At 69.2% G+C, this 25,005-nt stretch carries 18 protein-coding genes; 8 read left to right on the forward strand and 10 right to left on the reverse strand.

Features of this window, described 5'->3' with window-relative positions:
• Positions 1–8: 8 nt before the first annotated feature.
• From siaA to SB816_RS22890, 6 genes are all read right to left on the reverse strand, one after another.
• The gene (gene siaA / locus SB816_RS22865) at positions 9–2,003 is read right to left on the reverse strand and encodes a biofilm regulation protein phosphatase SiaA (protein WP_196767545.1); all 1,995 of its coding nucleotides are present in this window, start codon (positions 2,001–2,003) and stop codon (positions 9–11) included.
• A gap of 217 nt (positions 2,004–2,220) precedes the next feature.
• Entirely contained in the window at positions 2,221–2,925 is a 705-nt protein-coding gene (locus SB816_RS22870; protein ID WP_049071045.1) for an ABC transporter ATP-binding protein, read from the reverse strand.
• On the reverse strand, positions 2,925–3,725 hold the full coding sequence (locus tag SB816_RS22875; protein ID WP_054503382.1) for an ABC transporter ATP-binding protein: 801 nt from the start codon (positions 3,723–3,725) through the stop codon (positions 2,925–2,927). The genes SB816_RS22870 and SB816_RS22875 overlap by 1 nt, the downstream gene beginning before the upstream one ends.
• On the reverse strand, positions 3,722–4,690 hold the full coding sequence (locus tag SB816_RS22880) for a branched-chain amino acid ABC transporter permease (RefSeq protein WP_372416803.1): 969 nt from the start codon (positions 4,688–4,690) through the stop codon (positions 3,722–3,724). The genes SB816_RS22875 and SB816_RS22880 overlap by 4 nt, the downstream gene beginning before the upstream one ends.
• Entirely contained in the window at positions 4,690–5,610 is a 921-nt protein-coding gene (locus tag SB816_RS22885) for a branched-chain amino acid ABC transporter permease (RefSeq protein WP_006388547.1), read from the reverse strand. Before SB816_RS22885 ends, SB816_RS22880 begins: the two co-directional genes overlap by 1 nt.
• 149 nt (positions 5,611–5,759) lie before the next feature.
• A complete protein-coding gene (locus tag SB816_RS22890) occupies positions 5,760–6,923 on the reverse strand; it encodes an ABC transporter substrate-binding protein (protein WP_064526594.1) in 1,164 nt (387 codons plus the stop codon).
• 260 nt (positions 6,924–7,183) lie between these two features.
• Here SB816_RS22890 and SB816_RS22895 point away from each other — a divergent pair, with 260 nt between their 5' ends.
• The 8 genes from SB816_RS22895 (at position 7,184) to SB816_RS22930 (ending at position 16,009) form a co-directional block, all read left to right on the forward strand.
• Positions 7,184–7,678, forward strand: a complete 495-nt coding sequence (locus SB816_RS22895) for a MarR family winged helix-turn-helix transcriptional regulator (RefSeq protein ID WP_054503381.1) — start codon at positions 7,184–7,186, stop codon at positions 7,676–7,678.
• 102 nt (positions 7,679–7,780) lie between these two features.
• Positions 7,781–8,821, forward strand: a complete 1,041-nt coding sequence (locus SB816_RS22900) for a hypothetical protein (protein ID WP_054503380.1) — start codon at positions 7,781–7,783, stop codon at positions 8,819–8,821.
• Positions 8,822–8,943: 122 nt separating this feature from the next.
• On the forward strand, positions 8,944–10,170 hold the full coding sequence (argJ, locus tag SB816_RS22905) for a bifunctional glutamate N-acetyltransferase/amino-acid acetyltransferase ArgJ (protein ID WP_410547588.1): 1,227 nt from the start codon (positions 8,944–8,946) through the stop codon (positions 10,168–10,170).
• 301 nt (positions 10,171–10,471) lie between these two features.
• Positions 10,472–11,338 carry an ATP-binding protein gene (locus SB816_RS22910; RefSeq protein ID WP_175144087.1) on the forward strand — a complete coding sequence of 289 codons (867 nt, stop codon included), beginning with the start codon at positions 10,472–10,474 and terminating at the stop codon, positions 11,336–11,338.
• Positions 11,331–12,293, forward strand: a complete 963-nt coding sequence (locus SB816_RS22915; RefSeq protein ID WP_054503377.1) for a Nudix family hydrolase — start codon at positions 11,331–11,333, stop codon at positions 12,291–12,293. The genes SB816_RS22910 and SB816_RS22915 overlap by 8 nt, the downstream gene beginning before the upstream one ends.
• Positions 12,294–12,528: 235 nt before the next feature.
• Positions 12,529–13,194: a TetR/AcrR family transcriptional regulator gene (locus SB816_RS22920; protein ID WP_054503376.1), complete on the forward strand. Its 666-nt coding sequence runs from the start codon at positions 12,529–12,531 to the stop codon at positions 13,192–13,194.
• Positions 13,195–13,203: 9 nt separating this feature from the next.
• Positions 13,204–14,703, forward strand: coding sequence for an N-acyl-D-amino-acid deacylase family protein (locus SB816_RS22925; protein WP_054503375.1), 1,500 nt, complete (start codon positions 13,204–13,206; stop codon positions 14,701–14,703).
• 52 nt (positions 14,704–14,755) lie between these two features.
• Positions 14,756–16,009, forward strand: a complete 1,254-nt coding sequence (locus SB816_RS22930; protein WP_054503374.1) for a D-amino acid dehydrogenase — start codon at positions 14,756–14,758, stop codon at positions 16,007–16,009.
• Between the two features lie 35 nt (positions 16,010–16,044).
• Here SB816_RS22930 and SB816_RS22935 read toward each other — a convergent pair whose 3' ends face one another.
• From SB816_RS22935 to SB816_RS22950, 4 genes are all read right to left on the reverse strand, one after another.
• Positions 16,045–17,004 carry a Bug family tripartite tricarboxylate transporter substrate binding protein gene (locus SB816_RS22935; RefSeq protein ID WP_082401963.1) on the reverse strand — a complete coding sequence of 320 codons (960 nt, stop codon included), beginning with the start codon at positions 17,002–17,004 and terminating at the stop codon, positions 16,045–16,047.
• A 238-nt stretch (positions 17,005–17,242) separates the two neighbouring features.
• A complete protein-coding gene (locus SB816_RS22940; RefSeq protein ID WP_410547589.1) occupies positions 17,243–18,790 on the reverse strand; it encodes an efflux transporter outer membrane subunit in 1,548 nt (515 codons plus the stop codon).
• Positions 18,787–21,897, reverse strand: a complete 3,111-nt coding sequence (locus tag SB816_RS22945) for a multidrug efflux RND transporter permease subunit (protein ID WP_410547590.1) — start codon at positions 21,895–21,897, stop codon at positions 18,787–18,789. Before SB816_RS22945 ends, SB816_RS22940 begins: the two co-directional genes overlap by 4 nt.
• Positions 21,894–24,992 carry an MdtB/MuxB family multidrug efflux RND transporter permease subunit gene (locus SB816_RS22950; RefSeq protein ID WP_410547591.1) on the reverse strand — a complete coding sequence of 1,033 codons (3,099 nt, stop codon included), beginning with the start codon at positions 24,990–24,992 and terminating at the stop codon, positions 21,894–21,896. The genes SB816_RS22945 and SB816_RS22950 overlap by 4 nt, the downstream gene beginning before the upstream one ends.
• Positions 24,993–25,005 lie beyond the last annotated feature (13 nt).

Raw genomic sequence — 25,005 nt, forward strand, 5'->3', positions numbered from 1 at the left:
GATAACGATTATTCGAAACGGAAAGACAGCAAGGTAATGTCGTCGCGCTGCGGCCGTTCGCCCTGGTAGCGAGCCAGGGCCTCGGTAAACGCGGCCGCCTGGTCAGTTAACGGCCGCCGCGCGTGTCTCTTGAGCATTTCGGCGAAACGCGTGTTGCCAAAGCCGAAACCATGCTCGCCGCCGGCCTGGTCCAGGAAGCCGTCGGTCGCCAGGTAGTAAGTCCAGCCCGGCTCCATGCGCAACTCGATATTCTGGTAGGCCCCGGTCCGCTTGTCGCCCAGCGCGCGCTTGCCCCCGGGCACCTCGCGCAGGGTTTCGCCGTTGCTGGCAAACAGGCTGATCTTGGCCCCGGCATAACGCAACATGCCGGATTGGCGGTCAATATATACCAGCCCCGCGTCGGTATTGGTTGCCAGAGCCCGCGGCAGTTGCGCATCGGCAAGCATGGCGCGGATGGCGCCGTCGGTGCGCGCCAGGATCCCGGCGGGGTCGGCAGGGCCGGCTTCGGTGATGGCCAGGTCGATGGCGGCGCGCGCCAGCATGGTCATCAGGGCGCCCGGCACGCCGTGGCCGGCGCAGTCCATGATCCCCAGCAGGCAGTTCGGGCCGTCCGAGCGGAACACGTAGAAATCGCCGCCGACCACGTCGCGCGGCTTCCACAGCACGAAGTGGTGGGCGCCGAGCGACTGGGTCAACTGGCGGTCTGGCAGGATGGCGCGCTGGATCAGGCTGGCGTAGTCGATGGAATCGCCGATCTTCTTGTGCGCGGCGGCCATCGCGCGGTTGGCATCCTCCAGCTCGGAGGTGCGCTCGCGCACCTTGCTTTCCAGTTCGGCGGTGTGCTGGCGCACCTTGTCGGCCATGACGCCGAAGGCGCGGCTCAGGTCGCCGATCTCGTCCTGGCCGCCCGGCGGCAGGCGCACGTCGTAGCTGCCGTTGGCGATGGCGCGGGCCGATTGCTGCAGGCGGCGCAGCGGCCGCAGCATCAGGCGCTCGATGGCGTAGCCGAAACACAGCAGCAGGGCCGCAAACAGCAGCACCAGGCCAATCGCGGCCGGCCACAGCCAGTCGGTGTCCAGCACCCGGGCCGCGCCCAAGTCGACCACCGTCAGCACGTGCCAGTGCAGTTCGGGCATGTAGGCCACCGACACCAGTTGGCGCACGCCGTCGATCGCGACCCAGGCGGTCTGCACCGATTGGGGATCGGCCTGGGCGGCGTGCAGCGCCGAGCGCAGCTCGTCGCGGCCGCTGCCGGCGTCGAACAGGTTGAACACCATGCCGCGACCGTTGGCCCCTTCCGTGCCGCTGGCTCCGGAGTTGTAGGCGATCAGCGCCGCATCCATGTGCGCCTGGATGGCGCCTTCCTCGTCGACGATGATGGGGGTGACGCCCGGCTGGCCGCTGTTGACGAAGTCGCGCAGGAAACCGCCCACGTCCAGGCCCGCGCCGGTCAGGCCGATGACCTTGTCGCCGTCGCGCACCTGCACGTTGATCCAGACCCGGGTGGTCTTGAGCTTGAGGTCCGGGTTGACGTTGATGTTGTAGCGCGCGCTCGCCTTGAGCGAGTTGTAGAACCAGCCATCGTCGGCCGCGTCGCGGCTGAGCGTGTAGCGTGGCGCTTCCGACAGCGGCTGGTCGTCATTGAAGTAATAGTGGCCGGTGGCGGCGCTGGCGATGAAATAGGCGCGGCCCAGCAGGTCGCGTCGGTAGCCGTCGGCCTCGCGGAAGAACAGTTCGCGCGCGGCCGGGTCGCTTTCGTTGCGCAGCCAGCGGCGCGTGACCTCGCTGTCGGCCAGCCGCTGCGACAGCGCCAGCTCGCGCGACACCGGCGCCAGGATGCGCTGGCGGTTCAATTGCGTGAAGTTGTCGGCGAAGGCGCGGCCAAAGTGGTCGCGAACCCCGTCCAGCACCTGCCAGCCGATCAGCGCGGCTGGCGCCAGCGCGACCAGGCACGCCAGCAACAGCGCCATCAATGATTTTTTGCGCAAACCCCATTTCGCCATGCGAAGTCTTCCCTGACAGCTTGATAAGACGTGACGCATCCACGCGGTACGCACGGCGCGCTAAGTGTAGAGAACCACGAGATGAATTGAAACAGGCGTAAACACGCGGATTTGCCAAAGGTCAGCCTAATTCAGGCCCTGCCCCGCAAACCGCGTGTTTGTTGCGTTTTATATTGAAAGAAAATCCGCGCTCCGCGCCGGGATTGCGGCTTTCGCGCTACACGCCCAGGTAGCGTTCCCACAATCCGCGATCGGCATCGAGCGCGGCGGAGTCGCCCGTCCAGACCACCTTGCCGCGTTCCAGGATGACGTGGCGGTCGGCCAGGCTCAGCAGGCGCTCGACGTACTTGTCGATCACCAGGATGGTCTGGCCGGCCTGGCGCAGGCGCGCCAGGCAGTTCCAGATCTCCTCGCGGATCTTGGGCGCCAGGCCCTCGGTGGCCTCATCCAGAATCAAGAGGCGCGGGTTGGTGACCAGCGCGCGGCCGATGGCCAGCATCTGCTGCTCGCCGCCGGACAACTGGTTGCCCATGTTGCGGGCGCGTTCGCCCAGGCGCGGGAACAGCTCGAACACGCGTTCGGGCGTCCACGGCTCGCCGATGGCGGGATTGCGCGCGGCCACGAAGGCGGTCAGGTGCTCGCGCACCGTCAGGTTGGGAAAGCACTGGCGCCCTTCGGGAACGATGGCCATGCCGGTGCGGGCGATGCGGTCCGGGCTCCAGCCGCTGATGTCCTGCTCGGCGAAATGGATCCTGCCGCCGCGCAGCGGCAACTGGCCGAACAGCGTGCGCAGCAGCGTGGTCTTGCCCATGCCGTTGCGGCCCAGCAGCGTCACCACCTGGCCCGCGCCGATCTGCAGGTCCACGCCGAACAACACCTGGCTGGCGCCGTAGCCGCTCTGGGCCGATTCAATGCTGAGCATCAGGCAAGCTCCTGGCGCGCGGGCGCCGTTTCGTCATCGCCGAGGTAGGCCTGGCGCACATCCGGGTTGGCGCGGATCTCGTCCGGCGTGCCGGTGGCGATCACGCGGCCGTAGACCAGCACCGAGATGCGGTCGGCCAGCCGGAACACCGCCTGCATGTCGTGCTCGACCAGCAGCATGGCGGCGCGGCCGCGCAGGGATTCGATCAGGTCGGTCAGGCGCAGGGTCTCGTCGGGCCCCATGCCGGCCATGGGTTCGTCCAGCAGCAGCACGCGCGGCCGCGCGGCCAGGGCCAGCGCGAACTCCACCTTGCGCTGTTCGCCGTGCGGCAGGGTGCCGGCGGCGCGGTCCAGCAGGCTGGCGTCGATGGCGCATTCGCGCGCCAGCTCGCGGGCCTGCTCGTACAGGGCCGGCTCGGCCGCGCGCGGCCGCCAGAAGCGGAAGCTGCTGCCGGCGTGGGCCTGCACCGCCAGCACCAGGTTGTCCAGCACGCTGGACTGCTTGAAGATGTTGGTGATCTGGTACGAGCGCGACAGGCCCGCCGCCACGCGCTGGTGCGCGTTCATGGCGGTGACGTCGCGGCCGTCCACGGCCAGCGACCCGGAATCGGCCGCCAGCGTGCCGGACAGCAGGTGGATCAGGGTGGATTTGCCGGCGCCGTTGGGGCCGATCAAGGCGTGGATCTCGCCCGGGTTCAGCGAGATCGAGACATTGTCGGTGGCCACCAGCGCGCCAAAGCGGCGCACCAGGTTGCTGGCCTGCAGCGCGGGGGCCTGCGTGGGGGTATGGGTCTGGTTCATGATCCCGCCTTGCCGGTTTGCGCGGCACGGCCGCCGAACAGCGGGCCGAACAGGCCCACCAGGCCGCGCGGCGCGCCGAACACCACGCCCAGCAGCAGCACGCCCAGGGGCAGGTGCCAGTATTCGGTCCACTGGCGCAGCACTTCTTCCAGCACCAGCATCACCACCGCGCCGGCCACGCCGCCATAGCGCAGGCCGATGCCGCCCACCAGCACCATGATCAGCAGGTTGGCCGACTGGGTCCAGTGCATCAGGCTGGGCGAGATGAACAGGTTGTGGTTGGCCAGCAGCGCGCCGGCCAGCCCCGCCGCCGCGCCGCTCAGCGTGAAGGCGGTGAGCTTGATGCGGTAGACCGGGTAGCCCATGGATTCCATGCGCGACTCGTTTTCACGGATGCCTTGCAGCGCGGTGCCGAAGCGCGACAGCGTCACCCGCCCGAACAGCCACATCATCACGGCGAAGATCGCCAGCACCAGGTAATAGAACGCCACGTCGTTGGCCAGGTCGATGCCCGGCAGCGTCGAGTAGCCCGGCAGGTTCAGCCCGTCCTCGCCGCCGTACTGGCGCAGCGAGATGAAGATGTAGAACAGCATCTGCGCGAACGCCAGCGTGATCATGATGAAGTACACGCCGCGCGTGCGCAGCGAGATCGCGCCCGTGACGAAGGCCAGCAGCGCCGCCAGCAGCATCGCCACCGGCCACGACACCAGCGCCGAGGTCACGCCCGACATCGCCAGGATGCCGACCGCGTAGGCGCCGGCGCCGAAGAAAGCCGCGTGGCCCAGCGCCACCATGCCGCCGTAGCCCAGGATCAGGTTCAGGCTGGTGGCGGCCAGCGCGTAGATCAGCACGCGCCGCACGAAGGAGATATAGAAATCCAGGCCCAGCGCGGGCGCCACCAGCGGGAACGCCGCCAGCGCGGCCAGCAGGGCCAGGGTCCAGAGCATCGAAGAGGTCCGCATCATCAGCCTCGCGCCGGAAACAGGCCGGAAGGCCGGAACACCAGGACCGCCGCCATCAGCACGTAGATGGCGATGGCCGCCAGCGTCGGGCCGACGCTGGAGGCGACCGCGGGCGAGAACACCTGGCGCAGCAGCATCGGCAGGAAGGCCCGCCCGGCCGTATCGACCATGCCCACCAGCAGCGCGCCGACGAAGGCGCCGCGGATCGAGCCGATGCCGCCGATGACGATGCACACCAGCACCAGGATCAGGATTTCCTCGCCCATGCCGACCTGCACCGAGGTGATCGGCCCCAGCAGCGCGCCGGCCACGGCAGCCAGCATCGCGCCCAGCACGAACACGCCCAGGAACAGCAGCGGCACGCGCACGCCCATCAGGGTGGCCATCTGCCGGTTCGAGGCGCCGGCCCGCACCAGCACGCCGGCACGGGTGCGCGTCACGAACCAGTACAGCCCCACGGCCGAGGCCACGCCGAAGACGATGATCATCAGGCGGTAGGCCGGATACAGCAGGTCGGGCAGCAGGCGCACCGGCCCGGACAGCAGCGCCGGCATGTTCAGCATGACCGGGGCCGGACCCCAGATCATCTTGACCAGGTCATTGGCGATGAGGATGACGGCGTAGGTGCCCAGCACCTGTGCCAGATGGTCGCGCAGCGCCAGGCGGCGGATCAGCGTCAGTTCCAGCGCCACCCCGACCAGGCCGGTGGCGACGGCGGCCACCAGCACGGCGGCGGTGAAGGAACCCGTGCGCTGCATGGTTTCGGCGGCGACATAGGCGCCTGCCATATAGAGCGAGCCGTGCGCCAGATTCATGATGTCCATGATGCCGAACACCAGGGTCAGCCCGGCCGCGATCAGAAACAACATCAACCCAAACTGCAGACCGTTCAGCAATTGCTCGACGATGAGCGTGAACGTCATGAAAAATCCCCTGGTGGGCCCACCCCCGGAGCGCTGCGCGCCTCCCCCTCAAGGGGGCGTCGCGACGGACCGGCGAAGCCGGATCCGTGCGACCCCGCGGGGCCAGGCTACATTGTGTAGCCGCGACGCTTTACGCGTCCCGCCGCCTTTTATAGTTTGCAGTCGCCGACGTAGACGTCCTGGTACTTGTCGAACACCTTGCCCACCAGCTTGTTGGTGATGCGGCCGTTGGCGTCCTTGTCGACCACGCGCAGGTAGTAGGCCTGGATCGGGTAGTGGTTCTTGCCGTAGGTGTAGCTGCCGCGCACCGAGGGATAGTCGGCCTTGGCCAGCGCCTTGACGATGGCCTCGCGGTCGGAGGCCTTGCCGCCGGCCTGCTTGACGGCGGCGTCCATGGCCATGATGACGTCGTAGGCCTGGGCGGCGTAGACCGACGGGTAGCGGCCGTTGTATTCCTTGCGGAAGGCCTCGACGAAGGCCTTGTTCTGCGGCACGTCCAGGTCATGCGCCCACTGCGCCGTGTTGTACATGCCCAGCATCGGCTCGCCCACGGCCTGGATCACGTCCTCGTCGGCCGAGAAGCCCGGGCCGATCAGCTTGACGCTCTGCGACAGGCCGGCCGACACGAACTGCTTGACGAAGTTGATGCCCATGCCGCCCGGCAGGAAGATATAGACCGCGTCCGGCTTGGCGGCGCGGATCTGGGCGATTTCGGCGGCGTAGTCGATCTGGCCGAGCTTAGTGTAGACCTCGTCGCCCGGGGCGGTCTTGTAGCCACGCTTGAAGCCGGCCAACGCATCCTTGCCGGCCGGGTAGTCCGGGGCCATGATGAACATCTTCTTGAAGCCGCGGTCGGCCGCGACCTTGCCGGCGGCTTCGTGGAAGGCGTCGTTCTGGTAGGACGAACCGAACCAGTAGTTGTTGCATTGGGCGCCGGCGAACTGGCTGGGGCCCGGGTTGTTCGACAGGTACGGCACCTTGGCGGCGAACAGCGCGGGGCCGACGGCCAGCGCCACGTTCGAGCCGATCGGGCCGGTGAAGAAATCGACCTTGTCGCGCTGGATGTAGCGCGTCACCAGTTGGCGGGCCTGGTCCGGGTTGCCGCCCATGTCGGTCTGCAGGAACTCGGCGGGCTGGCCGCCCAGCTTGCTGCCCAGTTGTTTGATGGCCAGGTTGAAGCCGTCGCGGGCTTCGGCGCCCAGGGCCGAGAACGGGCCGGAAATGTCATTCGCGATGCCGACCTTGACCGGGTCGGCGTGCGCCAGTGCCGGAACCAACGCGGCGGCGGCAACGAGGGAAGTGATGAAACGCATGGCGGTGTGCTCCGTGCGCGAGCCGCGCAGAGGGTGTTTTTCTGGGATTGCGATTCGAAGGACTTCTATGCCCGGCCTGCCGACCCGTTCAGGCGGCGCGTCAGACCGGCGCCCGCAGCAGCCGATCCCGTGGTGCGGCAAGGGGAGAACTGGCGTGGTTCATAGTTTAGGTTTAAAGTATCCGGCAAAACAAGTCTAGGGTTTTTACCAGTGACTCACGAATACAGACCGATCCACGCATTCCCGGTAACCTCCCGACCATGACAGACGCCCCCGACCTGGAATCCCGCGCCGCCCCCGACGATCACCATGCGCTGCGCCTGTGGCTGCGCATGCTGACCTGCGCCAATCTCATCGAAGGCGAGATCCGCAGCCGGCTGCGCAACGAATTCGACACCACCCTGCCCCGTTTCGACCTGATGGCGCAATTGCAGCGCGCCCCCAAGGGCATGAAGATGGGCGAATTGTCGCGCCACATGATGGTGACCAACGGCAATATTACCGGTATCACCGACCAACTCGAAAAAGAAGGCCTGGTGGTGCGCACCAAGGTCGAGTCCGACCGCCGCAGTTCGCTCATCAAGCTGACCCCGCAGGGCAGGAAGAGTTTCGCCAAGATGGCGCGGGCCCACGAATCGTGGGTCAAGTCGATGTTCGGCGAGCTGCCCGAGGCCAGCCGCAACGCGCTGTTCCAGGCGCTGGGCGAACTGAAGCTGCAGGTGATCGCCACCCGCTCGGCCGCCGCCGCGGACTGAGCCGCCTCCTGCGCGCCGCCCGGCCCGGGGAGCCGCGGCGCACCGGCCGCCGGCCCCTCGGGCGGACGGAAAATGACAACGGTTTGGCGCATAATTGCCGCCATGATTCCGGTATCTCTTCCTGGCGGTAATTACTACGTGCTGATGGCAGTGTCGCTGGCCTGCCTCTCCACGCTGCTGACCTGGCTGGCCGTCCTGGCCACCAGCCGCGGCGCCCGGCTGTGGCTGGGCGACCATCGCCGCCGCGGCACGATCCTGATGACGCTGCTGGCCCTGGTCGGCGGCATCTTCCCTTACCAGCAACTGAGCCAATGGCTGGTCGCCCAGCGCGACGCGCGCCTGGGCGCCAGCCTCGAACGGGTGCTGGACCAGCCCACCCGCCTGGCCGGCGTCGACATGCCGGCCGGCACGGTATTGCGCCTGACCAGCGCCGGCGATCCGGCCTCATTCGACCGCGCCACCTTCCCCGAGGGCCACCCAGCCAGCGTGCAGGGCATCAGCGCCACCCGCCTGTTCCACTACCCGGCCACCAGCCGACAACCCGAGACCCTATCGGCCGAGATCGCCCGCGATCAGGCCCTGGACGGCTGGCTCTGCGCCCACGGCCACCGGGTCGAATTCGTCATGCTGGGCGGCCAGCCGCGCTTTGCCAGTTGCCACCTGGCGATCGGCAACACCCTCAACCAGCAACCCATCCCGCCCGGCGCCTGGCTCAAGGTCGACGAGGCGGCCCGCGCCAGCGCCCCCGACCCGGCCAGCGCGGCGCCGCGCTGGCTGCTGCGCGCCGAGGGCAGCGAGCCCTTGTCCGTGGACGGCCTGCCGCTGCTGAAAGTGGACATGACGCTGGACGCCCAGCGCCGCCTGCTGGCATTCGAGGGCCTGTTGGGGCGCGAAAGCGCCTTCGGCGGCATCACCTACCCCACCGGCACGCGCATGCTGACGGCCGGCCCGCGGGTGCCCGGCATGCAGCCCGGCGACCTGCTGTTCTCGCCATCGCGAGGCCGCGCGGCGCGGCAGGCGGACGGCAAGGAGGTCGCCGCCGGCATGTCGGTGCTGCAGGCGCCCGACGGCACCGTGCGCCGCGTGCTGTCCAACCGCGAGGCCGGCGTGCTGGACGTGGCCGCCATGCGGACCGCCCCCTGACAGCCGACCTTCCGGCCGCCGCCGCCGGCTGTCGCAAAGCAGTGGGATAATACGAAGCTTTCCCCCGCGCGCCGCCTTGCCCTGGCGGCGATTTCCGTCCTGCTCATTCATGAGACGAAGTCATGGCCGTTAACCTGCAGATCCCCTCCGAGTCCGAAATTTTCCCTGTTGCCGGCGTTGAAATCGGCGTCACCGAGGCCGGCATCCGCAAAGCCAACCGACGCGACCTGACGGTATTCCGCCTGGCCGAAGGCAGCAGCGTGGCCGGCGTGTTCACCCGCAACCGCTTCTGCGCCGCCCCCGTGCAGGTGTGCCAGGCCCACCTGGCCGACGGCGGCCCGATCCGCGCGCTGGTCATCAACACCGGCAACGCCAACGCCGGCACCGGCGCCGAGGGCCTGAAGAAGGCCCAGGACACCTGCGCCGAGCTCGGCCGCCTGCTCGGCGTGCCCGCCGCCCAGGTGCTGCCGTTCTCGACCGGGGTGATCCTGGAGCCGCTGCCGCTGGACCGCCTGTTCGCCGGCCTGCCGGGCGCCATCGCCAACCTGGGCGCCGATCACTGGTCGAGCGCCGCGCACGGCATCATGACCACCGACACGCTGCCCAAGATCTCGTCGCGCCGCTCCCAGATCGGCGGCAAGACCGTCACCTTCACCGGCATCAGCAAGGGCGCCGGCATGATCCGCCCCAACATGGCGACCATGCTGAGCTTCCTGGCCACCGACGCCGGCATCGCCCAGCCGCTCCTGCGCAAGCTGGCGGTCGAGATCGCCGACGCCTCGTTCAACCGCATCACCGTGGACGGCGACACCTCCACCAATGACTCGTTCATCATCGTCGCCACCGGCAAGTCCGGGGTCGAGGTCAACGCCGAGTCCGACACCGCCTACGCCGCCGTGCGCGAGGCCCTGACCGCCGCCGCGCTGGAACTGGCGCAGAAGATCGTGCGCGACGCCGAAGGCGCCACCAAGTTCATGACCATCCGCGTCGAGGAAGCCGGCACCACCGAGGAAGCCCTCAAGGTGGCCTACGCCGTGGCCCACTCGCCGCTGGTCAAGACGGCCTTCTTCGCCTCGGACCCCAACCTGGGCCGCATCCTGGCCGCGGTTGGCTATGCCGGCATCGACGACCTGGACGTGTCGAAGATCCGCCTGTGGCTGGACGACGTGCTGGTGGCCAAGGACGGCGGCCGCAACCCGGCCTACCAGGAAGCCGACGGCCAGCGCGTGATGAAGCAGGCCGAGATCGCCGTGCGCATCGCGCTGGGCCGCGGCCAGGTCAGCGACACCGTCTACACCTGCGATTTCTCGCACGAGTACGTGTCGATCAACGCCGACTACCGTTCCTGATCAAGACCCGCCATCCGCCCGGCTGACCCCGGGCGCGAAGCGACGGCGTTCAGTTGCGCGCCGGGCCTCGCGGGATGGCGGCAGCAATGAAATCCAGTGGCTGCGCCTTACCCATCGCCGGTCACTGCCCCCGGGGAATCCGTGGCATCACCGCGGTCCCCGGCAGGTGACAGCCGTTGAGCGGCGCGCGCCCCCACGACGCCTTTGCGGCGGGACACGCGCCCTCTTCTTCCGACGATGCCCGCGAACGCGACGCGGGCCCGGTGCCGGGCCCGCCCGTTCGCTCTTCCAGGATCACACCGTGACCGCGAACGAATTCACCACCCTCATCCAGCGCGCCGAGCGCGTCCTGGCCCAGCTTGAAGCCTGGCTGCCCCCCGCGCCCCCCGATATCGACTGGAGCGCCCACGCGTTCCGCTGGCGCAAACGCGGCTCGCGCGGCTGGCTCGACGCCGTGCGCCACGTGGCCCGCATCGACCTCGAAGACCTGCAGCACATCGAGCGCCAGAAAGGCATCATCGACCGCAACACCGTGCAGTTCATCGAGAAGAAGCCCGCCAACAACGTGCTCATGACCGGCGCGCGCGGCACCGGCAAGAGCTCGCTGGTCAAGGCCATGCTGGCCGCCTACGGCGACCGGGGGCTGCGCCTGATCGAAGTCGACAAATCCGACCTGGGCGACCTGGCCGACATCGTCGAGCTGGTGGCCTCGCGCCCCGAGCGTTTCATCGTGTTCTGCGACGACCTGTCGTTCGAGGAAGGCGAGGCCGGCTACAAGGCGCTCAAGTCCGTGCTGGACGGCTCGGTGGCCGCCTCGGGCGACAACGTGCTGATCTACGCCACCTCCAACCGGCGCCACCTGATGCCGGAATACATGAGCGAGAACCTGCAGGCCAAGCACCAGCCCGACGGCGAGATCCACCCCGGCGAAACCGTCGAGGAAAAGATCTCGCTGTCCGAGCGCTTCGGCCTGTGGCTGTCGTTCTATCCCTTCAAGCAGGACGACTACCTCGACATCGTCTACCACTGGCTGCGCGAGCTGGGCTGCCCGGAAGACCAGATCGAACCGTCCCGCACCGAGGCGCTGCAATGGACCATCGAGCGCGGCTCGCGCTCGGGCCGCGTCGCCTACCAATTCGCCCGTGACTGGGCTGCCCGCCATGTCTGACAAAATCATCGATGTCGCCGCCGGCCTGATCCTGCGTCCGGACGGCATGCTGTTGCTGGGGCAACGCCCCGAAGGCAAGCCCTGGTCGGGCTGGTGGGAGCTGCCCGGCGGCAAGCTCGAACCCGGCGAAACCGTGCTGCAGGCGCTGGCGCGCGAGCTGCAGGAAGAGATCGGCATCCGCGTGACGCAGTCGCGGCCCTGGGTGACCTACGTGCACGCCTACCCCCACACCACGGTGCGCCTGGCGTTCTGCCACGTCACCGGCTGGGAAGGCGAGCCGCGCAGCCTGGAGAACCAGCGCCTGGAATGGGTCGACCCTGCCAACGCCGCGTCCGTCGGCGACCTGCTGCCCGCCACCCTGCCGCCGCTGCGCTGGCTGCAACTGCCGACCGCCTATGGCATCAGTTCGATCGGCTCGCGCGCCGGCCTGTCGGCGTTCCTGGGCCGGCTGGACGCGGCGCTGGCGCGCGGCGTCAGGCTGGTGCAACTGCGTGAACCGCAGTGGCCCGACGGCCCGGCCTCGGCCTCGCTGCACGAGGCGCTGCAGCAGATCGTCAAGCGCTGCCACGCCGCTGGCGCCCGCGTGCTGGTCAACAGCGCCCATCCGGCCGCCTGGTGGCGCGAGGCCGACGGCGTGCACCTGCGCGGCGCCGATGCCGCGCGCCTGGCCGCCCGGCCCGACCTGCCGGCCGGGGCGCTGGTCGGCGTCTCGGCGCATGACAACGCCCAGGTGGTGCACGCGCGCGAGCTGGGCGCGGACTTCGCCGTGCTGGGCCCCGTGCTGGACACGCCCAGCCACCCCGGCGCGCCGACGCTCGGCTGGGACGGCTTCGTCGAAGGCAACCGCGACGCTGGCATCCCGGTGTTCGCGCTCGGCGGGCAATCCACCCAGACGGTCTCGCACGCCCTGCGCCATGGCGCGCACGGCATCGCCGGCATCCGCGGCCTGATCTGAGGCCGTGGCCGCGGGGCGCGGCAGGCCCGCGCGGCCGCGCCGGCGCCTTTCCCTGCGCCTAGGGAAACTCCCCCCTTGCCGCGCGGGGCGCCCGCGCCCTATCTTGAGCATTGTTGTGACCATACGGTCACAACAAGGGATGGCTTGGGGCCGACACCTTGCCGCGCGGCCGCGGTTCCCGGACGGCGAAGTCTGGCAAGATGACACCCTCCCCTCACCAAGAAGGAACCGGCCAATGTCCCGACGTGAGAATACCGAGCGCCAGATCCTGCAGGCCCTCGAAGACCAGATCAAGGAAACCGGCATGGGAGGCGTAGGCATCAACGCCATCGCCAAGCGCGCCGGCGTCAGCAAGGAACTCATCTACCGCTATTTCGACGGCATGCCCGGCCTGATGCTGGCCTGGATGCAGGAACAGGATTTCTGGACCCGCAATCCCGACCTGCTGGCGGCGGACGAATCGAGCCAGCGCAGCCCCGGCGACCTGGTGCTGTCGATGCTGCGCGCGCAGATCGACGCGCTGTCCGGCAACGAGACGCTGCGCGAAGTACGACGCTGGGAACTGATCGAACGCAATGAGGTGTCCGCGCCGCTGGCGGATCGCCGCGAACGCGCCGCGCGCGGTTTCATCGACCGCGTCGACGGCCTTACCCCCGACATGGACGTGCCCGCCGTCGTCAGCGTGATGCTGGCGGGCGTGCTGTACCTGATGCTGCGCGCCAAGACCGAAAGCCATTTCCTGGGCGTGCCGCTGCGCACCCCGGAAGGCTGGGCGCGCATCAACGGCGCGCTGGAGCACCTGGTGAAACAGGGCTTCCCGGACGCGCTCAACCAGCAATCCCTCGCCCACCTGGAGACGCGCCGCAAGCAAACGCGGCCGCCCGCCGACCCCGGACCCTGACCCCATCCCATGCCCGCGCAATCCGCTTTGCAGGAATACGACCTCATCATCACCGGCGGCCTGATCGCCGACGGCCTGGGCGCCCCCGCCCACCGCGCCGACCTGGCCATCTCGGGCCAGCGCATCGCGGCCATCGGCGACGGCGCGGCCTGGCATGCCCTGCACCGCATCGACGCCACCGGCAAGGTGGTGGCGCCCGGCTTCATCGACTGCCATACCCATGACGACCGCGCGCTGCTGGCCGCGCCGCTGATGCGGCCCAAGGTCAGCCAGGGCGTCACCACGGTGGTGACCGGCAACTGCGGCATCAGCCTGGCCCCGGTGCACGCGCCCGGCGACGTCGTGCCGCCGCCCTTGAACCTGCTGGCCCAGCACACCGGCGAACTGTATGCGCGGATGCAGGACTACGCCGCCGCGCTCCAAGCCAGCCCGGCCGCGGTCAACAGCCTGGCGCTGGTGGGCCATTCCAGCCTGCGGGTGTCGGCGATGGACCGCCTGGACAGGCCCGCCGACAAGAAGGAAATCGCGGTCATGCGGCACGCGCTCGACCAGGCCATGGCGGCCGGCGCCGCAGGCCTGTCGACTGGCCTGTACTACCCCACCGCCATGCACGCCAGCACCGAAGAGGTCATCGGCGTGGCCGCGCCGCTGTCATCGTGGCAGGGCCTGTACACCACCCACCTGCGGGACGAGGCCGACCACGTCTGCGACGCCATGGAGGAAGCCTTCCTGATCGGCCGCGCCGCCGACGTGCCGGCGATTCTGTCGCACCACAAGGTCACGGGCAAGCACAACCACGGCCGCACCGCCGAAACGCTGGCGCTGTTCGACCGCGCCCGCGCCGACCAGCCGCTGGGCATGGATGTCTATCCCTACTCTGCCTCTTCCACCATCCTGGAGCCGCGCCGCGTGCCGGCCGGCGAAAGAATCATCGTCACCTGGTCACAGACGCGGCCCGAGATCCAGGGCGTGGATCTGCGCGAGCTGGCGGCGCGCGAAGGCAAGGACCCGCAGCGCCTGGCCGAGGAACTGTCGCCCGGCGGCGCCATCTATTTCTCGATGGACGAAGACGACGTCAAGCGCGTCATCGGCCACGGCAGCGTGATGATCGGCTCGGACGGCCTGCCGCACGACCAGCGGCCGCATCCGCGCCTGTGGGGCGCGTTCTCGCGGGTGCTGGGACGCTACGTGCGCGAAATGCGCGTGCTGGGCATGGAAGAGGCGATCCGACGCATGACCAGCCTGACGGCGGCCCAGTTCGGCCTGCGCGACCGCGGCGTGCTGCGCCCCGGCTGCTATGCCGACGTGGTGGTGTTCGATCCGGCCGCGGTGACCGACCTGGCCACCTTCGCCGAGCCGCTGCGTCCGTCCGCCGGCATCCAGGCGGTGCTGGTCAACGGCGAGCTGGTCGAGGCGCATGGCGTGGCCACCGGCGCCCGCCCCGGCCGCCTGCTGCGCGATGCCGACCGCGCCGCCCCCGGTTTCGAAACACCGGCCTGGGCCGCCTGAATCCCCGTCATCCGGCGCCCTGACGCGAGCGCCGCATCGTTCCCGGAGCATCATGCACACAATCGTCATCGGCGCGGGCGTGGTCGGCATGACCACCGCCTACTATCTGCATCGCGAAGGCCACCGCGTCAGCGTGGTGGAAGCCGGCCCCGGCCCTGGCCTGGTCACCAGCCGCGCCAATGGCGCCCAACTCAGCTACAGCTTCGTCGCGCCGCTGGCCGACCCGGCGGTGCTGCCCAAGCTGCCCGCGTGGCTGCTGGGGCGCGACACGCCGCTGCGCTGGCGGCCAAGGCTCGACCCCGCGCAATGGCGCTGGTGCCTGGACTTCCTTCGGGCCTGCACCCGCGGCCGCAGCCGCGCCACGACCCGTGAACTGCTGGCGCTGGGGCTGTACAGCCGCCATTGCGTGCACCAGTTGGTCGGCCATGAGCGGCCGGCGTTCGACTTCAGTTCGGGCGGCAAGCTGCTGGTCTACCAGGACGCGGCGGCCTATGGCCGCGCGCTCGCGCAGATGGACTACCAGGCCTCGCTGGGTTGCGAGCAACGCGCCCTGGACCGCCAGGCCTGCCTGGCGCTGGAGCCGGCGCTGGCCGACATCGGCGACAGCATCGCCGGCGCCATCCACACGCCGACCGAGGACGCCGGCGACTGCCTGCGCCTGTGCACCGAGCTGGAACGCATCCTGCGGGCCTCGCCCGGCGCGGCGCAATTCCATTTCGACACGCCGGTGTCGGCGCTGCGCACCGAAGGCGGCCGCATCGTGGCGCTGGCCACGCCCGCCGGCGACCTGCAGGCCGACCAGTACGTGCTGGCTGGCGGCATCGGCGCGCAGGCGCTGGCGCGCCGCATCGGCATGGACCTGCGCATCTATCCGCTCAAAGGCTACAGCCTGACCTACGACCTGACGCCCGACAGCATCGCGCCGCGCGCCAGCATCAGCGACATCGGCCGCAAGGTGGTGTATGCGCGGCTGGGCCAGCGCCTGCGGGTGGCGGGCATGGTCGACATCGGCGCGGCAGGCGGCGCCATTGACCCGCGCCGCACGCGCAGCCTGGAACGCGACGTGGCGCGCCTGTTCCCGCGCCTGAACGCCGCCGGCGCGCCGCAACCCTGGGCCGGCCTGCGGCCGGCGCGTCCCGACGGCAAGCCGTTGATCGGCGCCACGCCGTGGCGCAACCTGTGGCTCAACGCCGGCCATGGCGGCCTGGGCTTCACCCTGGCCGCCGGCAGCGCGCGCATGCTGGTCGATCTGATGCGCGGACAACCGCCCGCCGTGCAAGCCGCGAGCTTCGCGCTCGCCGCCTGACGGCGCGCCGCGCCGGGTTCAGCGGCGGGCCGGCCTCATTCGGCCTTGATGCCGCGGCCCTGGATCAGCTTGCCCCACTTGTCGCGCTCCTTGACCTCGAAGGCGGCCAGGTCGGCGCCGAACAGGTTGCCGGGCGTGGCGCCGCCTTGCGCCAGCGACTGCCGCAGAGCCGGCGATTGCAGCGCCTGCTTCATCGCCGCGATCAGCTTATCCACCACCGGCGCGGGCGTGCCGCGCGGCGCATAGAGACCCGACCAGGCGGTCACTTCGAAACCCGGCAGGCCCGCTTCGGCCATGGTGGGCAGGTCCGGCGCGGCCGGACTGCGCTCGGCCGACGTGACGGCGATGCCGCGCAGCCGGTCGCCGGCCTTGAGCGCCGCCATCGAGCTCGGCAGGTTGTCCATCAGTATGTCCACCTGCCCGCCGATCACCGCGGGGATCGCAGCCGACGATCCCTTGAATGGCACATGCAGCATCTGCAGACCCGCCATCGACTCGAAGTAGGCGCCTGTCAGGTGCACCGAAGATCCGATGCCGGGCGAGGCATAGGAATACCTGCCCGGGTCCTTCTTCACCGCCCGCATGACATCCTGCAACGTGTGCCATGGCGAGGCGGCCGCCACCGCCATCACGTTCGGCGTGGAGGCGATCATGCCCAGCGGCGCCAGGTCGGTCGCGGGGTTGAAGCCGATGTTCTTGTACAGGAACTGATTGACGCTCTGCGTGCCCACCGAACCCAGCACGATGGTGTAGCCGTCGGGTTGGGCCCGCGCGGCCGCCGCCACGCCCAGGTTGCCGGCCGCGCCCGGCTTGTTCTCGACCACGATGGACTGGCCCAGCGCCGGGCGCATGTGCTCGGCGATGGTGCGAGCGAAAATGTCGGTGGTGCCACCCGGCGGAAACGGCACGATCAGGGTGATGGGGCGTTCCGGCCAGGCCGCCGCCGCCGGGGCGGCCAATGCACCTGTCAACGCGATCCCGCCCGCGAGCGCCATGGCGACGCCCTTTCCCGCACGAAAAAACCTGTCCATCCTCTTTCCCCTTCGTCAGAAGTGTTCGATCGATCAAACGGAATCCGGTGCGTCGGCGCGTCGCGATTCGGCGCGGCAGCCGGGCCGTGGACGGCGCCACGACCGGGCCTGGGCCTGACGTGACCATTCGGTCACTTTTGTCGCATTAGGAACCCGGGCCTGCGGCTTGTCAATCGGGGAGAGGAGGAGTTAGGCGTTATCCCTACCTGACGGCGGCAGGGGCCGGCGCGGCCCCCGACGTGGCGCCAGCGGCCGGCGCGGCGGCGCGCTCCACGCCTTGCGCCGCGGGCAGCCCGTTCCAGCCGCCGCCCAAAGCGACGATCAGGTTGACGCTGGCCACCAGGCGATTGCCGTACAGGCTGAGCGCGCTGCGTTCGTTGCTGAGCGCGGTGGCATCCACCACCGCTACGCTCAGGTAATCGACCAGCCCGGCCTTGTACTGGTTCTGGATCAGCCGCAGCGATTCGCGCGCCGACTCCAGCGCGCGGCGCTGCACGGTCTGTTCGTTCTCCATCACGCGCAACTGGATCAGGTAGTCCTCGACCTCGCGCAGCCCGGTCAGCGCCGCCTGGCGGTAGGCCGCCGCCTGGGCATCGTAGGACGCGCGCGCCTGCTCGACCTGCGCCTGGCGCGCGCCGCCATCGAAAATCGTCAACGCCAGCGCCGGGCCCAGTGACCAGAAGCGCGCCGGCGCGGTCAGCAGTTCGGCGAACTGGCCGTTGCGGAAGCCTCCGTCGGCCGACAGGGTCAGGCTGGGGAACCAGGCCGCCTGCGCCACGCCGATCTGCGCATTGGCGGCGGCGGCGCGGCGCTCGGCGGCGGCCACGTCGGGACGGCGCTCCAGCAGCTCGGACGGCAGGCCCACCGGAATCCGCGGCAACTGCAGCGAGAACGGCGCCGGCGGCAGGCTGAAGTGCGACGGCGCCTGGCCCATCAGCACCGCGATGGCATGTTCGTACTGGCCGCGCTGCCAGTCCAGGTCGATCGACTGCGCGCGCGTGCTTTCGACCTGGGTGCGCGCCACCGCCACGTCCGACTGCCCCGCCACGCCAACGTTGTAGCGGTTCTGCGTCAGTTGCAGCGACTTTTCATAGGCCGCCACCGTGGCGTCCAGCAGGCGCTTCTGTTCGTCCAGCACGCGCAGTTGCAGATAGGCCTGCACCAGCGCGGCCTGCGCGCTCAGGCGGGTCGCGGCCAGGTCGGCCAGGCTGGCCGCGGCGCTGGCCTCGGACGATTCGACGCTGCGGCGCACCCGGCCCCACACATCCAGCTCCCAACTGACGCTGCCGGTCAGCGAATACTGGTTGGACACGTTGCCGCCGCCGCCCGACGAGGCGGACGACGAACCGCCGCTGCCGCCGCCACTGCCCGAACGGGTCAGGCCGGCGCCCGCCCCCACGGTGGGGAAGAAGCCGGCGCGGGCGCCGCGCACCAGGCCAAGCGCCTGGCGGTAGTTCGCCTCGGCCTGGGCAATGGTCTGGTTGGAGGCATTGAGGTTGTCCACCAGGCCATTGAGCGTGGCGTCGTCATAGACGCGCCACCATTGGCCGCGGTCGGCGTCGTCGCGCGGCTCGGCCCGCTTCCAGCCCGGCACCTCGTCCTGGCCTTCCTTGTAGGCCGCGCCCACGTCCAGCGCCGGCCGCTGGTAGTCGGGACCGACGGCGCAAGCGGCCAGCGCCGCGCACAGCGCCAGGGTGATGCCGGCGCGCGGCAGGAAGGCGGAAGGGAAAGGCTTGGCGTTGCGGATCATAGTTGTTCTATCGAAGCGGCCCCGCCGCGCCGGGCGCGCCCGCGCGCGGCCCAGAGGCGGAAACGGTCAAGGTAAAGATAGACCACCGGCGTGGTGTACAGCGTCAGGATCTGGCTCAGCACCAGTCCGCCCACGATGGTAATGCCCAGCGGCTGGCGCATCTCGACGCCGGCCCCCGTGGCCAACACCAGCGGCAACGCGCCAAAGATGGCGGCCATGGTGGTCATCATGATCGGCCGGAAGCGCGTCAGGCAGGCCTGGAAGATGGCTTCGCGCGGCGCCATGTGCTGGTTGCGCTCGGCCTCCAGCGCGAAATCGACCATCATGATGGCATTCTTCTTGACGATGCCGATCAGCAGGAACACCCCGATCAGCGCGATCAGCGTGAAGTCCATGCGCACCAGCAGCAAGGCCAGCAACGCGCCCAGCCCGGCCGACGGCAGCGTCGACAGGATCGTCAGCGGATGCACGAAGCTCTCGTACAGGATGCCCAGCACGATATACATGGTGACCAGCGCCGCCAGGATCAGCCACGGCTGCTGCGCCAGCGTCTGCTGCAGCACCGCCGCCGTGCCCTGAAAGCCGGCCTGAATCTGGTCCGACGGCAGGCCGATGCGCGCCACCGCCGCATCGATGGCGGCGGTGGCCTGGCCCAGCGACACGCCCGGCGCCAGGCTGAACGACACCGTATCGGCGACGAACAGGCCCTGGTGCTGCACGCTCAGCGGCGCATTCGCGTTCTCGAAGCGAGCGAAGGCCGCCATCGGCACCCGCGCCCCGCTGGCGGTGATGACCTCGACCTGCTTGAGCGACTCGATGTCCTGCGCGAACTTCGGGTCCACCCCCAGCACCACGTGGTACTGGTTCAGCGGCCCGTACATCACCGACACCTGGCGCTGGCTGAAGGAATTGTTCAGCACGGTCGAGATCGTCGCCATGCTCACGCCCAGCCGGGTGGCGGCGTCGCGGTCGATCACCAGGTTGATCTCGCGGCCCTTGTCCTCGACGTCGGTATCGACGTCGGTGATCTCGGGCACCTTCGCCATGGCCTGCTGCACCTTGGGCATCCACGAACGCAGCAGTTGCAGGTCGCCGGACATCAGCGTGTAGTCATAGGAACCCTGGCTCTGGCGGCCGCCGACGCGGATGTCCTGCTGCGCCACCAGGAACATGCGCGCGCCCGGCATGTTCTGCAGCCGCGCCCGCAGGCGGTTGATGACCTGCTCGGCCGAGACATTGCGCTCGCCCAGCGGTTTGAGCTGGATCTGCATGAAGCTGCTGTTGCTGCCGCCGCGCCCGCCGGCGTAGCCGGTCATGCTCTGCACCGCCGGATCGGACAGCACCACCTTGCGCAAGGCCTCCAGCTTGGGCACCGTGGCCTGGAACGACGTGCCCTGGTCCACCCGGAAAAAGCCCAGCAACTGGCCGGTGTCCTGCTGCGGGAAGAAGCCCTTGGGCACGACGGTGTACAGGTACACGTTCAGGCCCACCGCCGCCGCCAGGACCAGCATCATCAGCCGGCCATGGGCCAGCGCCCACGCCAGGCTGCGGCGGTAGCCGTCCTGCATCCAGGCAAAGCCGCCCTCGGCCCAGCGCGCCAGCCGGCCGGGCGGCTTCGGTTCCTTGGGCTCCGCCTTGAGCAGGCGCGCGCACATCATCGGCGTCAGCGTCAGCGACACCACCAGCGACACCATGATGGATGCCGACAGCGTCACCGCGAATTCCCGGAACAGGCGCCCCGCCACCCCGCCCATCAGCAGGATCGGAATGAACACCGCCACCAGCGACAGGCTCATCGACAGCACCGTGAAGCCCACCTCGCGCGAGCCGCGCAGCGCCGCCCGCATCGGCGACATGCCGTTCTCGACGTGCCGCATGATGTTCTCCAGCACCACGATGGCATCGTCCACCACGAAGCCGGTGGCCACGATCAGCGCCATCAGCGAGATGGTGTTGAGCGTGAAGCCGCACAGATACATGACGCAGAAGGTGCCGATCAGCGATACCGGCACCGCGACGCTGGGAATGATGGCCGCGCGCCAGCGCCGCAGGAACAGCAGCACCACCAGCACCACCAGGCCCACCGCGATGATCAGCGTCAGCTCGGCCTCGTGCAGCGAGGCGCGGATGCTGGGGGTGCGGTCCTGCGCCACGGTCAGTTGCACGTCGGCCGGCATCAGCGCCAGCAGCGTCGGCAGTTGCGCGCGCACCGCGTCCACGGTTTCGATGATGTTGGCGTCGGCCTGGCGCCGCACGATCATCAGGATCGCGTTGCGCTGGTTGTAGAAGCCGGTCTGGTACAGGTCCTCGACCGAGTCCTCGACCCTGGCCACGTCCGACACCCGCACCGGCGCGCCGTCGCGCCAGGCCACGATCAGCGGCCGGTACTGTTCGGCGCGGCTGAGCTGGTCGTTGACCATGATCTGCCAGTGGTACTGGTCGTTCTCCAGCACGCCCTTGGGCCGGTTGGCATTGGCATTGGCCAGCGCCGTGCGCACTTCGTCCAGCGACACCCCGCGATTGGCCAGCGCGCCCGGCAGCACCGTCACGCGCACCGCCGGCAGCGAACTGCCGCCCACCGTGACCTCGCCCACGCCATCGACCTGCGCCAGCTTCTGCGCCACGATGGTCGAGGCCAGGTCGTACATCTGGCCCTGGCTCAGGGTGTCGGACGTCATCGCCAGCGTCATGATGGGCGCGTCCGAGGGATTGGACTTGTGGTACGTGGGGTTGCTGCGCAGGCTGGTCGGCAGCAGCGAGCGGGCGGCGTTGATGGCCGCCTGCACGTCGCGCGCGGCGCCGTTGATGTCGCGCGACAGGTCGAACTGCAGCGTCACGCGGGTCGAGCCCTGCGTGCTGCTGGAAGTCATCTCGGTCACGCCGGCGATGCTGCCCAGCGAGCGCTCCAGCGGCGTGGCGACGCTGGACGCCATGGTCTCCGGGCTGGCGCCGGGCAGGCTGGCCGACACCGAGATGGTGGGAATATCCATCTGCGGCAGCGGCGCCACCGGCAACAGGAAGAACGACAGCATGCCCGCCAGCACGACCGCCAGCGACAGCAGCGTGGTCGCCACCGGCCGGACGATGAAGGGCGCCGACAGGATCACGGCGCGCTCCCGGCGCGCGCCTGGCGCGTGCCGCGCCAGCGCCGCGACATGCGGTCGAACATCAGGTAGATCACCGGCGTGGTGAACAGCGTCAGCACCTGGCTCAGCAGCAGCCCGCCCACCATCACCAGGCCCAGCGGCTGGCGCAGCTCGGCGCCCGTGCCCGTGGACAGCATCAGCGGCAGCGCGCCGAACAACGCCGCCAGCGTGGTCATCAGGATCGGCCGGAAACGCAGCAGCGCCGCCTCATGGATCGCCGCGCGCGGCGACAGGCCGCGCTTGCGCTCGGCGTCGAGCGCGAAGTCGATCATCATGATGGCGTTCTTCTTGACGATGCCGATCAGCAGGATGATGCCAATGATGCCGATCATGTCGAGCTCGGTGCCGCTGATCAGCAGCGCCAGCAACGCCCCCACGCCGGCCGACGGCAGCGTCGACAGAATGGTGATCGGGTGGATGTAGCTTTCGTACAGCACGCCCAGCACGATGTACATGGTGACGATGGCCGCCAGGATCAGCCACAGCGTGCTCGACAGCGAATTCTGGAACGCCAGCGCCGCGCCCTGGAAGCGCGTCTCGACGCTGGCCGGCATGCCGATCTCGGCCTCGGCCGCGGTGATTGCCTCGACCGCGGCCGACAGCGATGCGCCCTGCGCCAGATTGAACGACACCGTGACCATCGGGAACTGGTCCAGCCGGTTCACCGCCAGCACCGTCTTGCCCTCGGTGATGCGGGCAATCGACGACAGCGGCACCTGCGCGCCGGTCGAGGTCGGGACGTGGATCTGGCCGAGCGAGGCCGGATTCATCTGGAACTGCGGCTGCACCTCCAGCACCACGCGGTACTGGTTGGACTGGGTGAAGATGGTCGAGATCAGGCGCTGGCCGAAGGCGTCGTACAGCGCCTCGTCCACCACCGCCGCTGTGATGCCCAGGCGCGAGGCCGCGTCGCGGTCGATTTCGACCCAGGTCTGCAGGCCGTCGTCCTGCAGGTCATCGGTCACGTCCTTCAGGCCCGGCACCTGGCGCAGCCGGTCGATCAGCTTGGGCGTCCATTCGCTCAGCACCTTCAGGTCCGGATTGGACAGGGTCATCTGGTACTGGGTGCGGCTGACGCGGTCCTCGATGGTCAGGTCCTGCACCGGCTGCATGTAGACGGTCAGGCCGTCCTGCTTGCCGAAGGCTTCCTGCAGCCGCGCCATGACCGTGCGCAGGTCGCCGTTGCGCTCGGCCTGCGGCTTGAGCGCGATCTGCATGCGCCCGGCGCTGAGGGTGGCGTTGCTGCCGTCCACGCCGATGAAGGACGACACCGCCTGCACGTCCGGATCCTCCAGCGCCAGCCGCGCCGCCGCCTGCTGGCGCTCGGCCATGGCGGTGAACGAAATGGACTGCGGCGTCTGTGTGATGGCCTGGATCAGTCCCGTGTCCTGCTGCGGGAAAAAGCCCTTGGGAACCAGGATGTACAGCAGCACCGTCAGCGCGAAGGTGGCCAGGGCCACCAGCAGCGTCAACGGCTGGTGCCGCAGCACCTTCTGCAGCATGCGGTCGTAGGCGGCAATGGTGCGGTCGATAAAGGCGCCGGTGACCTGGTGAAAGCGCCCGTGCTTCTGCTCGGATTCGGCACGCAGCAGGCGCGCGCACATCATCGGCGTCAGCGTCAGCGACACCACCAGCGAAATCAGGATCGACACCGCCAGCGTGATGGCGAACTCGCGGAACAGCCGCCCCACCACCTCGGTCATGAACAGCAGCGGAATCAGCACCGCGATCAGCGAGAAGGTCAGCGAGATCAGCGTGAAACCGATCTGCTGCGCGCCCTTGAGCGCGGCCTGCAACGGCGTCTCGCCCTCTTCGATGTGGCGGGCGATGTTCTCGATCATGACGATGGCGTCGTCCACCACGAAGCCGGTGGCGATGGTCAGCGCCATCAGCGTCAGGTTGTTGATGGAGAATCCGGCCAGGTACATGATGCCGAAGGTGCCCACCAGCGACAGCGGCACCACCACGCTGGGGATCAGCGTCGCGGTCAGGCTGCGCAGGAACACGAAGGTCACCATCACCACCAGCGCCACCGCCAGCAGCATCTCGAACTGCACGTCGGCCACCGAATCGCGGATGGTCTGGGTGCGGTCCGACACCACCGTCACGTCCAGCGTGGCCGGCAGCGCGGCGCGCAATTGCGGCAGCAGCGCCTGGATGCGGTTGACCACGTCGATGACGTTGGCGCCGGGCTGGCGCTGGATGTTCAGCAGGATGGCCGGCTTGTCGCCGGCCCAGGCCGCCTGGCGCGTGTCCTCGGCGCCCTCGACCGCGCGCGCCACGTCCGACAGGCGCAGCGGCGCGTTGTTCTTGTAGGCGATGATCAGGTCGTTGTAGTCGGTCGGCGACTTGAGCTGGTCATTGGCGTTGATGGTGGTCGAGCGCAGCGGCCCGTCCAGGTTGCCCTTGGGCTGGTTGACGTTGGCGCCCACCACCGCGGTGCGCAGGTCGGTCAGCCCCAGGCCGTTGGCCGCCAGCGCCTGCGGATTGACCTGCACCCGCACGGCCGGGCGCTGCCCGCCCGCCACGCTCACCAGGCCCACGCCCGGAATCTGCGACAGCTTCTGCGCCACCCGCGTATCGACCAGATCGCGCACCTGCGGCAAGGGCATGGTGGGCGAGGTGATGGCCAGCGTCAGCACCGCCGCGTCGGCCGGATTGACCTTGTTGTAGGTCGGCGGCACCGGCAGGTCGCTGGGCAGCAGGTTGGATGCCGCGTTGATGGCGGCCTGCACCTGCTGCTCGGCCACGTCCAGCGGCAGCGTCAGGTTGAACTGCATGGTGATGACCGAGGCGCCGCCCGAACTGGTCGACGACATCTGGTTCAGGCCCGGCATCTGGCCGAACTGCCGTTCCAGCGGCGAAGTCACCAGCGACGTCATCACGTCCGGGCTGGCGCCCGGATACAGCGTGGTCACCTGGATGGTGGGGTAGTCGACCTCGGGCAGCGCCGACACCGGCAACATGCGGTAGGCGATGAAGCCCGCGATCAGGATGGCCACCATCGACAGCGTGGTGGCCACGGGCCGCAGGATGAACAGGCGCGACGGGCTCACGGGGCGGCCCCTC

The sequence above is a fragment of the Achromobacter sp. SIMBA_011 genome (genome assembly GCF_046535435.1).
Classification (GTDB): domain Bacteria; phylum Pseudomonadota; class Gammaproteobacteria; order Burkholderiales; family Burkholderiaceae_B; genus Achromobacter; species Achromobacter dolens.